Here is an 18,571-nt window from a genome sequence, read left to right on the forward strand (position 1 = left end):
TGAGCATAGATATCATATAAAATGACTAATAAAGATAGAGATTATCAAATAAAATGATATATTGAGGAGGGGTTTCACTGGATATTAAAGATCTGATTGTGTTTAAAGAAGTAGCCAAAGAGGGAAGTATTTCACGTGCAGCCAGAAATCTAAACTATGTTCAGTCAAATGTAACCATGCGAATCAAACATCTAGAAGAAAAGATTGGAGTTCCCTTATTTTATCGGAATGGAAAAGGTGTTACTTTAAATACGAATGGAGAAATTCTATTAACATATGCTAGGCAGATTATATTTTTGATGGAGGAGTCTATAAAATCAGTTCAAAGAAATGTTATGAAACCAATGGGAACTTTGAAAATTGGTTCTACAGAATCAACAGCTGCTGTTCGTCTTCCTCCAATTCTCACAAATTACTATTCCACATATCCTGAAGTGGAGTTGATCTTAGAAACGTATAAAACAGATGAACTCATTCGACTTGTATTGGACCGAAAACTTGAAGGCGCGTTTATATCAGGAGAGATTCATCACCCCGATTTAACGGCTACTCTATTCAAAAAGGAAGAACTAACTCTTGTCTGCCATCAACCTTTATCATGTATTCAAGATATTAATGAAATGAATTTACTAGTATTTAGCCATGGTTGTTATTTTCGCAGTATATTAGAAAAATGGATGCGTGAGGAAGGAATACATCCGAAACGAATCCTGGAATTTAGTACAGTTGAGGCCATGATTGGTTGTGTGAAAGCGGGTATGGGGATTGCTGTAATTATGAAAGAAATTATGAAAGGTCATGATCATTCCTTAATTTTAATGTCTCTTCCACCCAGTTATTCAACAGTGTCAACTTTTTTTATTACAAGGAAAGATGTATTTCATTCGGCCGCATTAGAAAAGTTTATTGAGATGATGAGTGTTCCAAATACTAGTGAGATATGATCTGAAGCGTTGGAAATAAAAGACTCTTGATTCATTAAAGAGATCCATTGAATCAAGAGTCTTTTATTTAATCTGCAACTGTATGCTTGTATGATAATAAGGTTACCAAGTATAACCATGGATTTGTTTCATAAATACATCTCTTAACTTTGATTCGGAATGAAGAGGTAAGAGATAAGACAATCTGCGTTTAAAAGTATCCAGACCACTAATCTTTAAAACGACTAAATCCCCTTGTTCTACTTCCTTTCGAACTACCCAATGGGAGAGCATAGATATCCCTAAACCTTGCAATACCATTTCCTTTACTCCGTGATTACTACTAATGACCCATTTGTTTTTCACTTTTAATCCCCAAGTCCGAATCATATGAACCATGTAATCACGAGTTCCTGATCCAGATTCACGAGAGATCCATGTTTGGTTTTGTAAGTCATCGATCTTGAGAGGTTGTTCTAATTGAGCGATTGGATGATTGGCAGAAACAATAAGAACCATTTCATCATTCATAAACGGTTGGATCTGCAAATCTTGATAATTCGTATGCCCTTCAATAAAACCTAAATCCAAATGAAAAGTACGCACTCCTTGAACAATCTGTTCTGTATTACCAATCGTTATTTCAGCTTCGATTTCAGGATGTTTTTGATAAAAGCTTGGGAGGCGGGTAGGTAAGATATACTCTCCAATGGTGTAACTGGCGCCAATTCGAATCAATCCCGAAAGGGTCTGCTGATACTCTTCAATCTCTTTCTTTGCTTGTTCATACAGCTTTAAGATTTGCTTAGCTCTTTGGTATAAGATTTCTCCTGTGGGTGTGACCTGGAGATGTTTGGGTGAGCGTTCCAAAAGACGTGTTTGTAATTCGTTTTCTAGCTGTTTGACTTGCAAGCTTACACTGGGCTGGGAGATTAACAATTTTTCAGCTGCACGTGTAAAGTTTTTTTCTTCGACGATGGTTACAAAAGTACGCAGTGCGTCGTAATTCATTAAGAAGTCCTCCGTTTATCATTAGAAAAATTAATGGTAGTAATCAGTTATATATATTTTACTAATTATTAAGTATCTATTATATTCGAAGTTGAAAATATTTCATGTGAATAATTTATGAGGTGAATATGATTGCTTGCACGAAAGATTGACTACTGACTACTAAAAAATTTATACCAGTAACAAGAGAGAAAGGATGGGAGAGTCAAGCTGATGAGTACTTATTTACAAAATCGAAAAATAGGTTTTGGATTGGGACTTGGAATTACTTTGGTATTAGCAGGTGTAGCTAAAGCTCTTTCTTTGATCCCCATGTTAAAGATGTTGGGACCTTTAGTAATGGCTATTTTACTTGGGATGTTATGGGGAAGACTTTTTAAAGTACCAGAACAAGTTCAGCCAGGGGTTGTTTTTTCTACCAAAAGATTGTTAAGATTTGGTATCATTTTATTAGGTATGCGTTTAAATTTGGCAGATGTATATCATGCGGGTCCTGCTATGTTTGCCTATGCATTATTAAATCTAGGATTTGCCTTGACCGTGGTTTTGCTTTTCTCAAAAATAATGGGTGTAGATAAAAAACTAGGGTTATTAACTGCATGTGGGACAGCGATTTGTGGTGCAGCAGCTATTGCAGCAGTGAGTCCTCAAATCAAGGCTTCGAAAAATCAAACAGCGATTTCTGTTGCTATTATAGCCGTTTTAGGTACATTATTTACTTTGCTCTATACTCTTTTCTATCAAGGAATAGGGATGACAGCACAAGAATATGGTTTTTGGACAGGAGGTACCTTACATGAGATTGCTCATGTCATAGCAGCTGTAGACCCAGCTGGGACGGAAGCTGCTGATTTAGCTGTTCTTGTTAAATTAACTCGTGTGGCCTTATTGGTTCCAGTTGTCCTTTTGATTGCAATCTTTATGAATCGATGGCTTGATCAAGATCAACAGGAGCCTTTTTCATGGAGAAAGTTACCCATTCCTTGGTTTATTTTTGGCTTCCTCGCAATGAGCGGTTTAAATACCTTGTTTACTTTCCCTACTTTTATATCTGATATGATCATTTCCCTTGGTTATTTCTTAATCGCCATGGCTATGGGTGGTTTAGGTTTAGGTGTTGATTTTAAAGAGTTTCGTCGAGTAGGTGGAAAGATGATGATGGTTGGTTTGGTTAGTTCCATTTTACTTTCGATCTTTGGCTACTTTTTATTAAAGATATTCCCGTTTTCTTGACCACCAAAAAAGTCGGATTCCTGTACCCTTAGGAATCCGACTTTTTTGGTTTGGCTTGTTTAACTATCGCATCCATATTCTAATTACCCCTAATTTAATCATGAATACGATTATAACCATAAGTTTAATGCCTCATATCTAAAAGTAATTTTATCTCCTTTATTTGCTCTATGTGTCGCTGTTCATGCAAATATATTTGTTCAATCCATTGATCAAGAGGTAATTCACCAAGAGCAGGATGCTTCACTGATTTTTTCGCCAATATGGATTTATCATCGATAGTACTAAGAAAAGTCATCAATTTCTTTCTTGAATCGTTTAATAAATCAATTGTATGCTGCACTTTAAATGGTTCTACATCTGGTTCAACGATTTTTGGAGCTTTAATCTTTTTCGTTCTATCCAATATAGAGTGAACTTTTTTACGTTCTTTTTGAGTATTATCAATCTCTTTTAATCCCCATGCAATAGCCTTTATAGATGCCTCTTCCACTAAAACTAAGTGATGGCAAACCTGTGCTATACTCCAAGTACTCACATCAGGCTTAGTGTTAAATTGATCATCACTTAATAAAGTAATCTCTTTTACTAGGTTATCTCTCGTTTCATATAGATTGTCATTGACTAATTTATTCATGAGATTTCTCCCTTCAGTCGCACACTTGTATTAATTAAAGCTTGATAATATATACTTCCTATTTGTTTAATTAAAAATATTATAGCAAGGACTTGATTCTAACAACAAGAGCTTGCAGGATATTACTTTACTGAAAGCAAGGAGGAGAAGAATGTGTTTGCTCGCAGCATGTAAAAAATGAATACCCTAGATACATTTTATCTAGGGTATTCATTTTTTAACCTAGGTGGATTTTAGGTGGAGTATGATTTGCACCTAATGAACGTAGGGGAGTTGTTTGGAAAGTGTTTTTAAAAGAAAAAGAGAGAGCATGAATACTTAAGGATTATAGTCGATTGTATAAGAGAATTCATAAGAAGGAGTTCCGAAATTGCAGAAATATATTCAGTCCATCGAGACTACTTTCTCATTATCGATAACCAATATAAAGGAAATACAAGAAGGATGGGACTTTGTCGTTATCGAAGTGAATAGTGAGTGGATGTTTCGTTTTCCGAGAAGAGCTTCAGGCTTACAACAACTAAAAAAAGAAATTGCAATTCTACCTCTTGTAGATTCTGTATTACCTGTTCAAGTTCCTCGTTATGAATATATTCATTTAGATAGTAACCAGCCATATGGGGGATACAAAAAAATAAATGGTACTCCCTTATCAAACGTTTCGTTAAACACATTTAACCCAAACCGGTTTGCACTACAAATCGGGAGGTGTTTGACAGCTCTTCACACTATTAATTATAGTGACTCAAGATCAAACCTTTTAGAGATTTGGCCCCCTGAAAAATGGCAGTCTCAGTATCAGAAAGATTATGAACGATTAGAGCATGAAGGCTTTCCGCTAATATCCCCTCATGTTAGAAGGCAACTTCAAGTTAAATGGAAAGAGTTTCTCAGTCAGCCCCAATTTTTTTCGTTTCAGCCCTGTTTCATTCATAAAGATTTAACTGAGAACCATCTATTGCTTAATGGGGAACAGTTGTCAGGAATTATTGACTGGGGAGATGCTTGTGTAGGAGATCCAGCATTAGATTTTGCTGGACTAGAGAGTTTTTTTGGGAACTCGTTTACTTCACAGTTAATCAAACATTACCGAGGAATGGCTGACCCATATTTTAGTGAACGGGTTCGATTTTATAATGAATGGATCCATGTTCACCATTTGTTCCATGCCATTGAAGAGAAGAGACAAGACTTATTGCATACATCTATTTTAAAACTAGAACGAATAGCTATGAGTTGAAAGGGGAGAGGTTTAATGAAAATAACTGTTATTCATGGGAGTTCACGGTCAAACGGCAATTCAGAACTGTTGACTCAAAGAGTTTGTGAAGGGATTGACGTAGAGTGGATTGCTTTACGGGAAAAACAAATCCAACCCATTGTTGATCAGAGGCATACAGAAAAAGGATTTGATCCTGTCGATGATGATTATGAAGATGTGATTGTGAAAGTGATGGAAAGTGAGATTCTTATTTTTAGTACCCCACTGTATTGGTATGGGATGTCAGGACGACTAAAGAATTTTGTAGATCGATGGTCCCAAAGTTTACGAAACACTAACTATGATTTTAAAGAGGAGATGAAGAATAAACAAGCTTATGTCATTATTACAGGTGGAGAATCTGTCAGAGTAAAAGCATTACCTCTAATTCAGCAGTTTCAGTATATTTTCGAATTCATGAATATGAAGTTTTCGGGTTATATCATTGGTAAAGGTTCCAAACCTAGTGAAGTTCTCAAGGATAAGCAAGCCATTCAAGAAGCTCAATTTCTTAATCAATTTTTAAAGTCAATAAAGTAATATAGTCATGTGATCCGTAGGCTTTTGAGTAAGATGTGTATATGAGAATAGATCTTTGATATTTGAACAACATATAAATTGAATCTATTTGTCAAAGTGGTGGCAAAAGAATTTTTATTGTCATCAAGACAAAATTCTGTAACCTCTTATAGGGGATCTTAGGAGGAATATGTTGTGACAAACTCTCAGAGTGAATTTTATATGCCATCTGTCAACTTATTTGGACAGGGGAAAGTGAATGAAGTAGGTAAAAGATTAAAAGATCTTGGTTGTAAAAAGCCGATGATTGTCACCGATGAGGGTCTTCATAAGTTAGGGCTTTCTGAGGGAATTGCGAAGATCATTCGTGAAGAAGGATTAGAAGTAACCATTTTCCCCAAGGCTCAGCCGAACCCTACAGACAAAAACGTGGAAGAGGGTTTAGAAGTATTCCGTACTGAAAACTGTGATTCTTTAGTTTCACTTGGTGGTGGGAGTTCACATGATGCAGCAAAAGGAATTGGATTAGTCGCCTCTAACGGTGGGACTATTTACGATTACGAAGGTGTAGACCGTTCGAAAGAGCCCCTTCAACCTTTGATTGCGATTAATACAACAGCTGGTACGGCGAGTGAAATGACCAAATTTACAGTAATCACTGATACGAGACGGAAAGTAAAAATGACCATTGTTGATAAACATGTTACAGCTTTGGTATCTATCAATGATCCTTTGTTAATGATTAAAATGCCTCCATCATTAACCGCTGCGACTGGAATGGATGCTTTAACCCACGCTGTAGAGGCATATGTGTCAACTGCAGCCACACCGATTACTGATGCTTGTGCGATTAAAGCCATCCAAATCATCCCTGAGTACTTACCACGTGCAGTAGCCAATGGTGAAGATATGGAAGCTCGTGAGCAGATGGTGTACGCTCAATTTATGGCGGGAATGGCATTTAATAATGCATCTTTAGGTTATGTTCATGCGATTGCTCACCAATTTGGCGGATTCTATAATTTGCCTCATGGGTTATGTAATGCAATCTTACTCCCTCATGTATGTCGGTTTAACTTAATGGCCAAAACAGATCGTTATGCTGACATCGCAGCTGCTTTGGGTGAAAATGTAGAAGGATTATCTGTTCGGGAAGCTGCTGAAAAAGCAGTCACAGCCATCGAAAGACTTTCTATAGATCTCGGAATCACACAAGGGTTTAAACAGTTAGGCGCAAAAGAGGAAGATATTAAAACATTAGCTGAAAACGCAATGAAAGATGCAACATCTTTAACTAACCCACGTAAACCAAAACTAGAAGATGTGATGCAGATTATTCAAAACGCGATGTAATAAAGAAGAAGCCCTTGATCACCAAGACAGTGAAGGGGCTTCTTCTTTATTGTTTACTCTGCTAAGCTTTGATGATATTCAGGTGCAAGTACAATATTTGTATAAGTTCCTTTTCCTTCGATGTAATAATAGGAGTGTTCAACTCCACTAGGGATAAAAATCGATGCAGGACTATGAATAATTTTCTCTTCGCCATCAAATTGTACAGCACAAGTTAAACCTGTTCCATCTTTATTTTCTCCCCAAAAGATAAAGACACTATCACAGTTGTGTACGTGTTGGTCTACGTGTCTCTCTGGTTCTTCGCCATTAAAGAATCGTTTAATCGCATATAAAGAGGTGCGAGAATCTACACGATGATCCATGAGAACCCATCGTTTTCCAGGGCCATCTGTATGGTATTTTAATTCCGAAGACCCTTTGGGAAAAGGTTTCCCGATTTGGAGTCGACAAGGTAATTTAGATATCACCGACGTTGGACGCTCCAAGATTTGTCGTGTACGTCCAACAAGTGTAGGTTCAAATGCTTCATAGCTTTCTGGCTGAACCGATACAGCTTTTCGATGATAGGTGGCTGTATGGGTAAAAGCATGTCGTCCTGTTATGGGTCTTAATGAGTCAGGACGATGATGAGTTGTCATTTGTACTGCTTGGGATAAAAGAGGAATTTGTTCTAGTGAAAAACGGGTGTCTGCTCTTTTTTCTTGAAGAATGACCGCAAGTTGAAGAAGATCAACGATTCCAGAACGTTCTCCAATCCCCAATATCGAAGTATCAATAACAGAAGCTCCAGCTTCGATGGCTGCTAAGGCATTAGCTGTAGCTAACCCAAAGTCATTATGAAGATGAACTTCGATTTCACAAGGGAAGTTATCAACAGCCGTTTTTATTGTTTGTGCACATTGATAAGGCTCCCAAACCCCCGTAGTGTCTGCTAGGCTAATGCGGTCAGCTCCAGCTCCTACAGCTAGGGAAGCTAGAAACTGGATATCTTCCCATTCTGTTCGTGAAGCATCTTCAATCGTAAAACGTACTTTTAAATCTAATTGCTTTGCGTATTCAATGGATTGGATCACTCGTTTAGCAATGTCAGATTTATCTTTTCCACGAAATTTAGTAGTGAGTGATAAAGGATTGATGGATGCCCAGATGCCAACCCAATGAGCTCCTGCCTGTTGCGTCGCTTTTATTTCCTCAGGGACTGCTCGCGCATGCATTAGGATTTCAGCTTTTCTAGCTGCTTGAGCTGCTTTTTTACAAATTTCCGCATCTTCTGGGGAGATGGCAGGATGACCAATCTCGATGTAATCGACATGAAATTCTTCAAGCAATTGAATCAAGTGAATTTTGTCATCGGCTGAAAAACGAACGCCTGGGTGTTGTTCACCTTCACGAAGAGTCGAATCCAATATTTTAATAGACATGGATGAGTTCCGCCTTTCTTCTAAGGTTGTTTTAAGAATGAATCGACTTCATTAAGTAAACGATCTCGGTTTTTTTCATATAACACCCAGTGAGTCGCTTCAGGGATGACCACTTCTTTCATTTGTTTGGTACCTGTTAGCTTTTTATCCAAATGAGGCTCTGCAAAGAAATCATCAGCACCTCGAATGACCAGTACTGGACTTGTGATTGAAGATAATTCATACAATGGCCGACTGGACCAAATGTAATAGAGATCAGTTAAAGGTCCCAGTGGTCGGCGAATCGCTTGCTTTTCTCGTTGTTGACTTGTAGGATCAGACTCATTAAATACTTTTCTTACTTCTTCCCAAGCCCCTGGCAGAGCTAAGTCTTTTCCATTCATCATCATATGCCAATGGTGCATTCCTTTATCATAATCAATGATCTGATAAGCGGGCATTTTTGGATTAAGCTGACCTTTTTGTTCTTTAGACTCTGAGGCGCTAGCCATACTAGGGAGATCAAAGCCGTGCATAAATCCATAGAGTACCAGTTTGTTGACACTCTCTGGATGTTTTGTTGCATATTCAGCTCCTACAACAGCACCCCAAGACCAACCGACGATCTGGATCTTGTCCACTTTCCGTTGGGATTTAATATACTCAACTGCAGCTTCTAAATCACCAAGAGCCTCTTTATGAGTTATGACTGGTTTATTCTCCGCTGGAGGTTGATCCAGTTCTTTTGGTTTTGTTGATTGTCCAAATCCTTGGAAATCGAGTGCCCAAGTATCATATCCTTTTTGAGCGTAATCCTCCATCCAGGAGAATTGAGGTACATCAAATGCTTTGGCACTTGGAACACTAAATGGCTCTAGGAATAAGACAATTTCATTTGAATTAAATTCTTTTTTGTCTGTCGGAAATTTATTTCGTAGATATAGCTTTACATTTGGGTCTTTTCCATCGATGTTGACTTCATTAAGTGTGACTTTTTGTTCTGGAGAGGAAGCCTTTGTCTCAGGTTGTTTAGATGCTGTGTCAGTTGTTTGGCAACCAACTAAGGTTATAGAAAGTATAGTTAAGCAGATCCAGGTCAAAGATTTTGCTGTAAACCGTTTCAATATTCTCCCTCTTTCTATGACGAAGTGATACTCATTAAACTCAGGAGACCAGCAGCTATAATAATCCCCGCTGGCAGTCCCCGAAAAAACAAGACAGCAATTAATGTACCTAAAATAATTCCAAACAATGTGATAGGTTTAGATGATAACACTCCCAACCCTTTTCCACCTAGATAGGAGATGACAAAGCCAGCTGTAATCGCAATTGCACCCATAGGGCTAAGACTCTGCTTAAGCATGTCCCATATATTTAGCTTGTCATTGGTAAGAGGAACTAATAGAAAAAGCATTAAAAAGAAGATTCCTATATGAAAGGAGTGTTTCTGAATATGAGTAATCACTGTTTGAGATCCGATCAATTGAAGGATACTTAATATAGCAGCAGCCAAAGCAAGGCTGTAATCTTTAAAAATAAGAGCAATCCCAGCAATAGCTAGAAGGATTAATGCTGACTGAATATAGATTCCTCCTTTTTTTACAATTGGGTATTATCCCAACTTCCGTCTTCGGGAGTTTCTACTTGTACCATTTGTGTTTGACCCAAGTTGACTCGGATGAGTTGAGGACCAATAACAGGAGGTAGTTCAGGGCGTTGAATGAGAAACTTAAATGCCTCAAAGCTGGCTAACAACCCTACGATATTAGCAACAGGGGCGATAACAGCCCAAGCTGCTTCTTTTTGTATGTACTCCTTAACCCATAAAGGATCAGCACCATATTCGGCAGAGTGAACAGCCCGTTGGTCTTTCAACTTGCGAATCTGTTGCTTGACTTCCTCCGTTAAAGGTTTTTGATAAGAAGGATGACGCAAGATTTTTTCATAAGGTGGCGAATCAGGTGTAAGACACATGACACCTCCACGGAATGGGGGAGTGACAGCAATCCAGATCGAAGGGATTCCCTTGGATTGTGCTGTACGGTGAATAATCACTCTTGAAACTAAGTCATCAGTGGCATCTACAATTACATCCGTGTCACTTAACAATTCCTCTGCATTCTCTTCTGTGAGGAAGTCTTCTGTGATCCGAACTTGAATGCTAGGGTGTATATCCTCTAATGTTTCTCTTGCACACTCCGCTTTACTCTGTCCTAATCGACTGATGGAACTCAGCATTTGCCGGTTGATATTGCTAGCTTCAAAAACATCACGGTCTATCACGTGGATCTGTCCAACACCCATACGCGCCAATTGAATGAGTGTAATTCCACCCACTCCGCCAGAGCCGACAACAGTGACTCGTCCGTGCAATAATCTCATTTGTTCTTCTTCAGAAATCACACCTAAATTACGCATAAAACATTCTTGTAAAAAATCGGGTTGATTGGAAGCCATATTTTTTCTCCTTTTCATCTATAGATGTGCATAATTCCATCCCTCTGGTGGAGCAGTACGAATTTCAACTGGAGTAGAACTATCAAGGTCGATCCAAACGGCTTTTGGAGCTCTTGCATTGGGCTCTTGACCAACTAATATTTGAACAGCCTCATGGAAACTGAATGTGGCAATAAGCATGGCACGGACAGGAGTGATGATCCAACCCACTTCACCACGACAGTAGGCATCAGCCCATTCTTGTGGAGCTCCTTTTGTCACAGAGTAACGGGCACGTTCTTTTTTCAGCTCGGCCACTTCTTGTTTTAAATCTTCGTCGATGATGCGATTTCCTTTCCCAGGAATATTTAATACTTCCTCATATGGAACTCCATCTGGGAAAAAGGATGAGACAAAACCACGGTTAGGAGGACTCCCCGACATGCCTACGCTAGGAATCCCGAGTTCACGTGCTGTCCGATGAATGATGACACGAGAAGGCATGTCATCAACTGCTTCAATCACAAGATCATGCCCTTTTACAAGATCATGAATATTGGTTTCATCTACTTCGGCTTGAATAAAGTGGGTTGACATAAAAGGATGGATACTTTTGACGTGCTCCTCAGCAGCTTTAGCTTTGGGTTGTCCAAGTGTATGAACATTTGCGAGCATTTGCCGATTGAAGTTGGAAACTTCAAACTCGTCAGGATCAACGCCTGTTACATGTCCAATTCCCATACGAGCACAGAGAATCGCTTGGACTCCGCCCACTCCACCTAAACCAAAGATAATGACACGAGACTGTCTTAATTTCTCTTGTTCTTCCTGTGAATAAACACCGATGTTCTTTTTCACTAGCTCTGAGTAGAATTGTGTATCATTCATCGTTCCTAGGTTCAAAACATTCAAGCCTCCTTAATAGTTTGTGGTACATATTTAAGTTATTACATTTTGAAATAAATAAAATGACTCTATTGGACTATAAAATCGTACAAAAATGTGCATAAAAAATGAATTTTCTTTTAAAATTACTGTGAAAAGGCTCTTAAGTCGTAGGAAGTCTTGAAATGGGTGAAAAGAGGAAAAACGATTCCAGTTAATTGTATAAATCAAGCAATATATGATGAAAGCTAAAGAAAATATAAATGAGGTGCTTTATTTGAGAAAAATAATTAGCTTTCTCCTCATAACATCCTTAACTAGCTTATTAATGGGATTTGGTAATTCTTCAATTGAATTAAGTAGCAAACAAAGGATTCAAGGGAAAGAGCTTCCCGAAATCGTTAAAGTTAGGACTGAGCCTTATCAGGTTATTGGCAATTGGATTACTTTACCAAAGGGACCTGGGAAGCTTAAGATAGATGTCGTAGCAAAAAACACAACAAAAGTTCAGTTTTGGTTGGTTCCGACCGGAACGGCCACATGGAAATATCGTAAATTAATTGGAGAAGATACTGACGGAAGTGATGGATGGTCAATGGAATGGCGATATGGGAGTGAATTGATTCTTAACCATATTACAATCATCGCAATGAATCCTAAAGGAACGAGTGGTCACTACACTTTAAATGTAATAACTGAAACGGAAAAACAAAACTAGGGGATAGTACCCTAATTTGTTTTAATTGAATTATTTAATTAACACAGAATCATAGAGGATTGTATCTTGATCGAAACGAACCGATGTTTATTTTTCACAGAGCAATGAGTTTATAGGATTGATTTCTCAGACACTCATCACGATCGAATCAGAGCTAAGAACAGAAACTATAAAAAAAGACTATCGTTCCACCCCTCTAAGGATGAAACGCCAGTCTACTCTCTAATCACTTCGTCGGCGTTGGTTTTTTTAGGATGCAACGCTTATTATCTATGATCTTAAAGCTATGATCTTAAAGCAATGCTCTATATTACCGTTCATTCCCTCTTTTGAAATTTCCTGTTATCTTAGCCATCACTAGTTGTTCTTCTTTATGATTATTGGCTTGCCCCATTTTAGCTAGGAATTTCTGAGCCTCTTTCCCCTTGAGAATTTTTACCTGCTTTCCGTACCAGTTGATAAGAATCGTATTATTTTTAGTTAACTGATAACTGAAAACTGTTTCATCCAATCGATTTCGTTTATCGATGTTTTCCAATTCAACCACACCTTAGCAATATTCTGTTTTTTATTTCTAATACTTCAGTTATTGGTATACTTCCCATACGATGCGGGCCAGTTCTCCTAATTGTTGTCGAGCTTCTTCGTAGCTACAATCAGCACTTAGAGCGACTAACAGAAAGGCACGATCCCGTAAATAAAGAATCCCTGTATCATGGAGAACACGATTTATCATCCCTGTTTTATGGGCTAGTTCCCAGAGAGGAGGGAGGCCGATTAGATCTTCTTCAGGTGCTGGTAATTGGGAAGGGAAACAATCTTGAATTTGTTGGTTTTTTAATACATGAATCATCTGTAAACTGTGGTGATAGGAAACGGCTTCACCTTTTGCTATTTTCCGATAACAAGCAGCTACATCAGCAGCTGTAATCAGATTCACACCTTCACGTTCGACAGGTACAATCATGAGTGGATTATAAAAGGCGCTTTGTTCCATACCTAGATCTTTCATTACTTGTTGGATTGTCTTTTTACCCACTAGTTGGATTAGAAGATTGGTAGCGGTATTGTCACTTTGAATGATCATTAAGGTGATCAAGTCTTGAATGGATAAAAGAGTCCCCACAGATAAGTGTTGGAGAACACCTGAGCCGCCCACTTGCATTTCCTTTGTAAGTGGGATTTTCTCTTCTAATGAAAATTGACCTTTCCAAGCTTGTTGGTAGACAGCCACCATGATTGGTACTTTAATGACGCTGGCAGCATAAAATGTTTGATCTTCATTCACTGTCCATGTTTGCTGATCAGCTAAATCTTCAATCCAAATTCCCCATTGACCCACAGCTTTTTCATGCCACTGATTGAGTCTGGCTTTTAATGTCTGAAAATCCTTCTCCATTTTCATTCCACCTCTTTTCATGCTTATCGTAACGAAACTATGAAAAAATGTATATGACTGATTTGTGCGAGAAGGACATTCATTTATTCAAATGTACATTTGAATAAATGAATGTGATCAGGTACAATATAATCAAAAGAACATTTGAATGAGGTGGATTTGAATGAAACAAGATGTCTGTGAACGATTTAGTGTTGACGAAGACAAAGTGTCTTCGTTAAAACCGATTATTCAAGAAGAGGATTTTGATTATCCAGCTCAACTATTTAAAGCATTGTCTGATCCAACCCGATTAAAAATCGCCTATTCATTGATGCTCAAACAAGAATTATGTGTTTGTGATGTAGCAAGTGTGATCAACTCTACAGTTGCAACCGCTTCCCACCACTTACGTATGCTAAAGAATTTGGGTTTAGCTAAGTATCGCAAAGAAGGGAAGCTGGTTTATTATTCGCTTGATGATGAGCACATCGAACAACTGATCCAGTTAGTTTTTGATCATGCGAAAGAAGGGAAATGCAGTGAGCGAACAGACAAATAGACAAGTGTATCGAGTACATGGCTTTACATGTGCTGGATGTGCGAAAACATTTGAAGAGAACGTAAAAAGTTTGCCTGGAGTTAACGATGCAGAAGTCAATTTTGGAGCATCTAAGATTACGGTTTACGGTGAAGCAACTGTGAGCGAGCTTGAAAAAGCAGGAGCTTTTGAAAAGCTAAAGCTGTCTTCTGAATTACAAGGAACCATTCAACAAGAACCATTTTGGAAGAAAAAAGAGCATTTATTTATTGTAGGATCTTTTCTTCTTTTAATCTTTGGTTGGTTCTCCAGTTTTCGTAATGGAGAAGAAAGCTTGATCACGATCACATTGTATCTTTCTTCTATGTTATTAGGTGGAACGCGTCTATTTATTCAAGGTTTACGCAATCTTGTTCGGTTCAAGTTTGATATGCGAACACTGATGACGATTGCAATTATAGGGGCAGCGATCATCGGTGAGTGGAGCGAAGGGGCAACTGTGGTCATTCTCTTTGCGATTAGTGAAGTATTAGAATCTTACTCAATGGAACGGGCACGTCGCTCGATCCATTCGATGATGGACTTAGCTCCACAACAAGCTTTAGTTCGACGCGAGGGTAAAGAAGTAATGATTCCTGTTCGAGAAGTAAATGTGGGTGATATCCTTCTCATTAAACCAGGGCAAAAAATCGCTATGGATGGAGAAGTTCTTCACGGACATTCCAGTATTAATCAAGCGGCAATTACAGGTGAATCTTTACCTGTCTACAAAACTGTAGGGAATGAAGTATTTGCTGGTACGTTGAATGAAGAAGGTTATTTGGAAGTGAAAGTAACCAAACGTGTAGAAGATACAACGTTAGCAAAAATGATTCATTTGGTCGAAGAGGCTCAAGCTCATCGAGCTCCTTCTCAAGCTTTTGTAGATCGATTTGCGGAATGGTATACACCTGCGATTTTAATACTTTCTCTATTGTTCATGACTGTACCACCCCTTATTTTGGGAGCCGAATGGGGTGAATGGATCTATCGCGGACTTGCCCTCTTAGTTGTGGGGTGTCCATGTGCCTTGATCATTTCTACACCTGTCGCAATTGTCACAGCGATTGGTAATGCCGCTCGTCATGGAGTTTTGATCAAGGGAGGACTTCACTTAGAAGAAGCTGCTCATTTACAAGCATTTGCATTTGATAAAACAGGTACTTTGACACATGGAACACCTAATGTTACCGATTTTATTGCTTTGTCTTCTGAACAGCAACGAACATATCTAGAAATAGCGACAGCAATTGAGAGAAACTCCCAGCATCCGTTAGCAACAGCACTTTATCGAAAAGCTGAGCTGGAAGGAGTTTCGGAGTCTCGGTTACAGGTTGAAGAGTTTTCCTCTGTGATCGGAAAAGGTGTGGAAGCGAAAGTCGATGGCACATTCTATATGATCGGAAAGCCTACTTGGTTTGAAGAGCTTCAAGTATCTCTATCTCCCGATTTCTATACAAAAATTCAAGACCTACAAAAGCAAGGTAAAACGGTTATGTTATTTGGAACGAAGAATCAGGTGTTGGCGATCATCGCTGTTCAAGATACTCTGCGAGCCGAAAGTATATCAGCAATCCAAGAGCTCCATCATCTCGGAATCCAACCTACTGTATTATTGACAGGAGATCATCAAGTAACTGCTACAACTTTAGGTAAACAATTAGGGATATCGGAAATTTATGCTGAACTGCTACCTAAGGATAAGTTAGAGCGGATTCGTGAGGTTCAACAAAAAGGAAAGAACGTGGCCATGGTCGGAGATGGTGTCAATGATGCTCCTGCGCTTGCTACAGCCAATATAGGTATTGCCATGGGTGGGGCAGGAACAGATACCGCTTTGGAGACAGCTGATCTGGTGATCATGGGTGATGATTTAAGTAAACTCCCGTTCGTGGTTCGATTAAGCCGTAAAGCGATGCAAATTATTAAGCAAAATGTGACTTTCTCTATTGGGATCAAGGTTTTAGCTTTCTTACTCATTCTTCCCGGATGGCTCACGCTGTGGATGGCCGTATTTGCTGATATGGGAGCAACTTTAATCGTTACACTGAATGGGCTTCGTCTTCTACAAGTGAGACAAAACAAATAAAAAAATAGCGCACGCCTTGAATCGGCAGTGCGCTATTTTTTTATGATTAAACTCTATATAGGAATTTGTCGCTGTTCCTCAAAAGTCGTTTGTCAGAGAGTGATCTCTCATCCTAGGCCCATTGAATCAAGCTATCTGATTTCTAATTTATTCAAGTTGTTTTGCTTAAGTTGAGGATCAAACTTGTCTTTAGAGATTCCATATTTAATAAAGGGCCAACCAAAGTAAAACATTAAGAGAATACCAGTAATAAGAGCGACTCCATATTTCGTCCAAAGTGGCCAAATTGCTGGTGTGATGAACCCTTCAATAATTCCTGCAAGGACAAACCAGGGAACGACACCGATCATCATTTTAATCGTTACTTTACCTTCTTTGATCAGTGCATGACGTCGAGTGAGATCACCCGGGACAAAAATACGATATGCTAATGATAAACCAGCAGCACCAGCAATCATGATCACAAATAATTCAATCACACCATGTGGTAAAATAAACGCCCAAAAGAAGGTACCTTCCTTCTCCAAATGAAACAGAGCTGCTAATCCACCTAGCATTGTTCCATTAAAGAAGAGGGTAAAGACTGTTCCAATCCCTAATAAGATGCCAAATGTAAAACACTTAAAAGCAACCATAATATTATTGACCATAATTTCAGTAGATACCACGGTATGATCCCATTGTCGATTCTGGATTTGTTCTGTATCGATTTCCATCCGAGCCATCTCAGTAGGCAGGAAGTAAACTCCATAATCTTTGTCCACATATGTAAGTACAAACGCTAAGACAGTCCCCACTAGAAAAATGAGAGTAGAGATGGTGAAAAAGTTAAACCTTTCATAAAATAAGCGTGGGAACTCTTGCGAAAAAAATGTAAAAATTCTTCGCATATATCCTTTTTTAGCTACTCCATATAAAATATTATGAGCACGAATAACTAGCTGATTTAAATAATCAGTCGTTTCATGATCTGGAAAGTAGGTTTGTGCATACGCTAAATGAGATGAAGTTTTACGGTAAATTTGAGTAAATTCATCAAATTCTGCTTTAGGTAATTTTTGAGCACTTGCGTAACTGAGTAGGTATTCTAATCGCGACCAGTCTGTTTGATTGGATTGTACAAAATTTGATAAGTTTTTAGTTGCTTTTGTAGAACTTGACACTTTGCACACCTCCGATTTTTAGTTTAACATGGTTCTATGTATAACAAACTATTTTTTTCAATTCTGTCTACATCTTCTGAAAAAGGAGGAAGTCAACTGAAAAATATTGTTCAACTACATACTCCTGAGCATGTCCAAATTCCTTTTGAAACAGCAGGGATTGGAACTCGTGGGATGGCGAAGTTAATCGACTTGCTATGTATCTTATTTCTTTTCATTCCGATCCAGTTTATCTTTGGATTACTATCAATGGTTCCATTGATCGATTCCATATTTATAGCAATCTATATAATCCTTTCAGCTTTAGTTCCACTTACGTATTTTGTAGGATTAGAGATGTTTATGAAGGGGCAGACGATTGGTAAAAAAGTGATGGGTGTTCGAGTGATCATGGAGAATGGTCAAACTCCAACCTTTTTAGCAGTATTCTTACGAAATGTTTTGCAACTAGCTGATCTGTTTCCTGTGATGTACCTGACAGGGATCATCACGATGTTTTTTAATAAGAAAGAAAAACGACTTGGTGATTTAGTGGCTGGAACCATGGTTGTATTAGAGAAGAAGGAAAAAAGTGATGAGATTATTCTTACTCAAGTCGTTCAGGTGAAAAATGAAGAAAAAGAGATTTTAAAGCAACTTCCCATTTTGCCGGGTAACCATTACTTATTATTAGAAAATTTCCTAACAAGGAGAAATTCGTTCACTTCTGAAACACGACAACAAATCGCAGCAGAGATGGTTAAAAGAGTATGGCCCGAGATTGAAACATCTCCAGGATATGAAGAGTTTTTTCTAGAAAAAGTATATCTTTATCTAAGGCATACTTATTATCCCAGTCAATTCCCAAAGCTTTCTTCTTCATATCGAGCGTACCAAATTGAAAAAGAACCACAATCAGCATAAGCTTATCCAAAAAAAGTGGTGCAACGCTCAAATGTTGCATGACTCTTTTTAAGGTGGATTTAGATAAAAAGGAGAATAG

19 protein-coding genes are annotated in these 18,571 nt (G+C 38.4%); 9 read left to right on the top strand and 10 right to left on the bottom strand.

The window, feature by feature from the left end; genetic code table 11:
• Positions 1-77 precede the first annotated feature (77 nt).
• Entirely contained in the window at positions 78-944 is an 867-nt protein-coding gene (locus EDD58_RS10135) for a LysR family transcriptional regulator (RefSeq protein ID WP_131925216.1), read from the top strand.
• A 102-nt stretch (positions 945-1,046) separates the two neighbouring features.
• On the opposite strand, the gene EDD58_RS10140 is transcribed toward EDD58_RS10135, so the two are convergent.
• The gene (locus EDD58_RS10140; RefSeq protein WP_131925218.1) at positions 1,047-1,934 is read right to left on the bottom strand and encodes a LysR family transcriptional regulator; all 888 of its coding nucleotides are present in this window, start codon (positions 1,932-1,934) and stop codon (positions 1,047-1,049) included.
• Between the two features lie 210 nt (positions 1,935-2,144).
• Between EDD58_RS10140 and EDD58_RS10145 the strand changes: the two genes are divergently transcribed.
• Entirely contained in the window at positions 2,145-3,167 is a 1,023-nt protein-coding gene (locus EDD58_RS10145) for a YeiH family protein (protein WP_424321665.1), read from the top strand.
• 124 nt (positions 3,168-3,291) lie between these two features.
• Here the strand turns inward: EDD58_RS10145 and EDD58_RS10150 are convergent, their stop codons facing one another.
• On the bottom strand, positions 3,292-3,804 hold the full coding sequence (locus EDD58_RS10150) for a DinB family protein (protein ID WP_131925222.1): 513 nt from the start codon (positions 3,802-3,804) through the stop codon (positions 3,292-3,294).
• Between the two features lie 370 nt (positions 3,805-4,174).
• Here EDD58_RS10150 and EDD58_RS10155 point away from each other — a divergent pair, with 370 nt between their 5' ends.
• From EDD58_RS10155 to EDD58_RS10165, 3 genes are all read left to right on the top strand, one after another.
• Positions 4,175-5,044 (top strand): phosphotransferase, encoded by an 870-nt coding sequence (locus EDD58_RS10155; protein WP_131925224.1) that lies wholly within the window; start codon positions 4,175-4,177, stop codon positions 5,042-5,044.
• Positions 5,045-5,065: 21 nt separating this feature from the next.
• Positions 5,066-5,605 carry a flavodoxin family protein gene (locus EDD58_RS10160; protein ID WP_207903294.1) on the top strand — a complete coding sequence of 180 codons (540 nt, stop codon included), beginning with the start codon at positions 5,066-5,068 and terminating at the stop codon, positions 5,603-5,605.
• Positions 5,606-5,806: 201 nt separating this feature from the next.
• Positions 5,807-6,937, top strand: coding sequence for an iron-containing alcohol dehydrogenase (locus EDD58_RS10165; RefSeq protein WP_165875936.1), 1,131 nt, complete (start codon positions 5,807-5,809; stop codon positions 6,935-6,937).
• Positions 6,938-6,990: 53 nt separating this feature from the next.
• On the opposite strand, the gene EDD58_RS10170 is transcribed toward EDD58_RS10165, so the two are convergent.
• Genes EDD58_RS10170 through EDD58_RS10190 form a run of 5 tightly spaced genes read right to left on the bottom strand, consistent with a single transcriptional unit; the run spans position 6,991 to position 11,664 of the window.
• Positions 6,991-8,361, bottom strand: a complete 1,371-nt coding sequence (locus tag EDD58_RS10170) for a LeuA family protein (RefSeq protein WP_131925230.1) — start codon at positions 8,359-8,361, stop codon at positions 6,991-6,993.
• Positions 8,362-8,381: 20 nt separating this feature from the next.
• On the bottom strand, positions 8,382-9,464 hold the full coding sequence (locus EDD58_RS10175) for an alpha/beta hydrolase (protein WP_243648707.1): 1,083 nt from the start codon (positions 9,462-9,464) through the stop codon (positions 8,382-8,384).
• Positions 9,465-9,478: 14 nt separating this feature from the next.
• Complete coding sequence (locus EDD58_RS10180; protein WP_131925232.1) at positions 9,479-9,922, bottom strand: DUF441 domain-containing protein; 444 nt, start codon at positions 9,920-9,922, stop codon at positions 9,479-9,481.
• 17 nt (positions 9,923-9,939) lie between these two features.
• Positions 9,940-10,797, bottom strand: a complete 858-nt coding sequence (locus EDD58_RS10185; RefSeq protein ID WP_131925234.1) for a HesA/MoeB/ThiF family protein — start codon at positions 10,795-10,797, stop codon at positions 9,940-9,942.
• 18 nt (positions 10,798-10,815) lie between these two features.
• The gene (locus EDD58_RS10190; RefSeq protein WP_131925403.1) at positions 10,816-11,664 is read right to left on the bottom strand and encodes a HesA/MoeB/ThiF family protein; all 849 of its coding nucleotides are present in this window, start codon (positions 11,662-11,664) and stop codon (positions 10,816-10,818) included.
• Between the two features lie 238 nt (positions 11,665-11,902).
• On the opposite strand from EDD58_RS10190, the gene EDD58_RS10195 reads away from it, so the two are divergent.
• Positions 11,903-12,379 carry a hypothetical protein gene (locus EDD58_RS10195; protein ID WP_131925236.1) on the top strand — a complete coding sequence of 159 codons (477 nt, stop codon included), beginning with the start codon at positions 11,903-11,905 and terminating at the stop codon, positions 12,377-12,379.
• A 310-nt stretch (positions 12,380-12,689) separates the two neighbouring features.
• On the opposite strand, the gene EDD58_RS10200 is transcribed toward EDD58_RS10195, so the two are convergent.
• The gene (locus EDD58_RS10200; protein WP_131925238.1) at positions 12,690-12,917 is read right to left on the bottom strand and encodes a hypothetical protein; all 228 of its coding nucleotides are present in this window, start codon (positions 12,915-12,917) and stop codon (positions 12,690-12,692) included.
• Positions 12,918-12,965: 48 nt separating this feature from the next.
• The gene (locus tag EDD58_RS10205; protein WP_165875926.1) at positions 12,966-13,778 is read right to left on the bottom strand and encodes a serine hydrolase; all 813 of its coding nucleotides are present in this window, start codon (positions 13,776-13,778) and stop codon (positions 12,966-12,968) included.
• Between the two features lie 163 nt (positions 13,779-13,941).
• On the opposite strand from EDD58_RS10205, the gene EDD58_RS10210 reads away from it, so the two are divergent.
• Positions 13,942-14,319, top strand: a complete 378-nt coding sequence (locus tag EDD58_RS10210) for an ArsR/SmtB family transcription factor (protein WP_131925242.1) — start codon at positions 13,942-13,944, stop codon at positions 14,317-14,319.
• Positions 14,279-16,426 carry a heavy metal translocating P-type ATPase gene (locus EDD58_RS10215; protein ID WP_131925244.1) on the top strand — a complete coding sequence of 716 codons (2,148 nt, stop codon included), beginning with the start codon at positions 14,279-14,281 and terminating at the stop codon, positions 16,424-16,426. The genes EDD58_RS10210 and EDD58_RS10215 overlap by 41 nt, the downstream gene beginning before the upstream one ends.
• 131 nt (positions 16,427-16,557) lie before the next feature.
• Here the strand turns inward: EDD58_RS10215 and EDD58_RS10220 are convergent, their stop codons facing one another.
• On the bottom strand, positions 16,558-17,589 hold the full coding sequence (locus tag EDD58_RS10220; RefSeq protein ID WP_131925246.1) for a stage II sporulation protein M: 1,032 nt from the start codon (positions 17,587-17,589) through the stop codon (positions 16,558-16,560).
• Positions 17,590-17,625: 36 nt separating this feature from the next.
• Here EDD58_RS10220 and EDD58_RS10225 point away from each other — a divergent pair, with 36 nt between their 5' ends.
• Entirely contained in the window at positions 17,626-18,492 is an 867-nt protein-coding gene (locus tag EDD58_RS10225) for an RDD family protein (protein ID WP_131925248.1), read from the top strand.
• Positions 18,493-18,571 lie beyond the last annotated feature (79 nt).

The organism is Hazenella coriacea (assembly GCF_004341825.1).
Classification (GTDB): Bacteria; Bacillota; Bacilli; order Thermoactinomycetales; family Thermoactinomycetaceae; genus Hazenella; species Hazenella coriacea.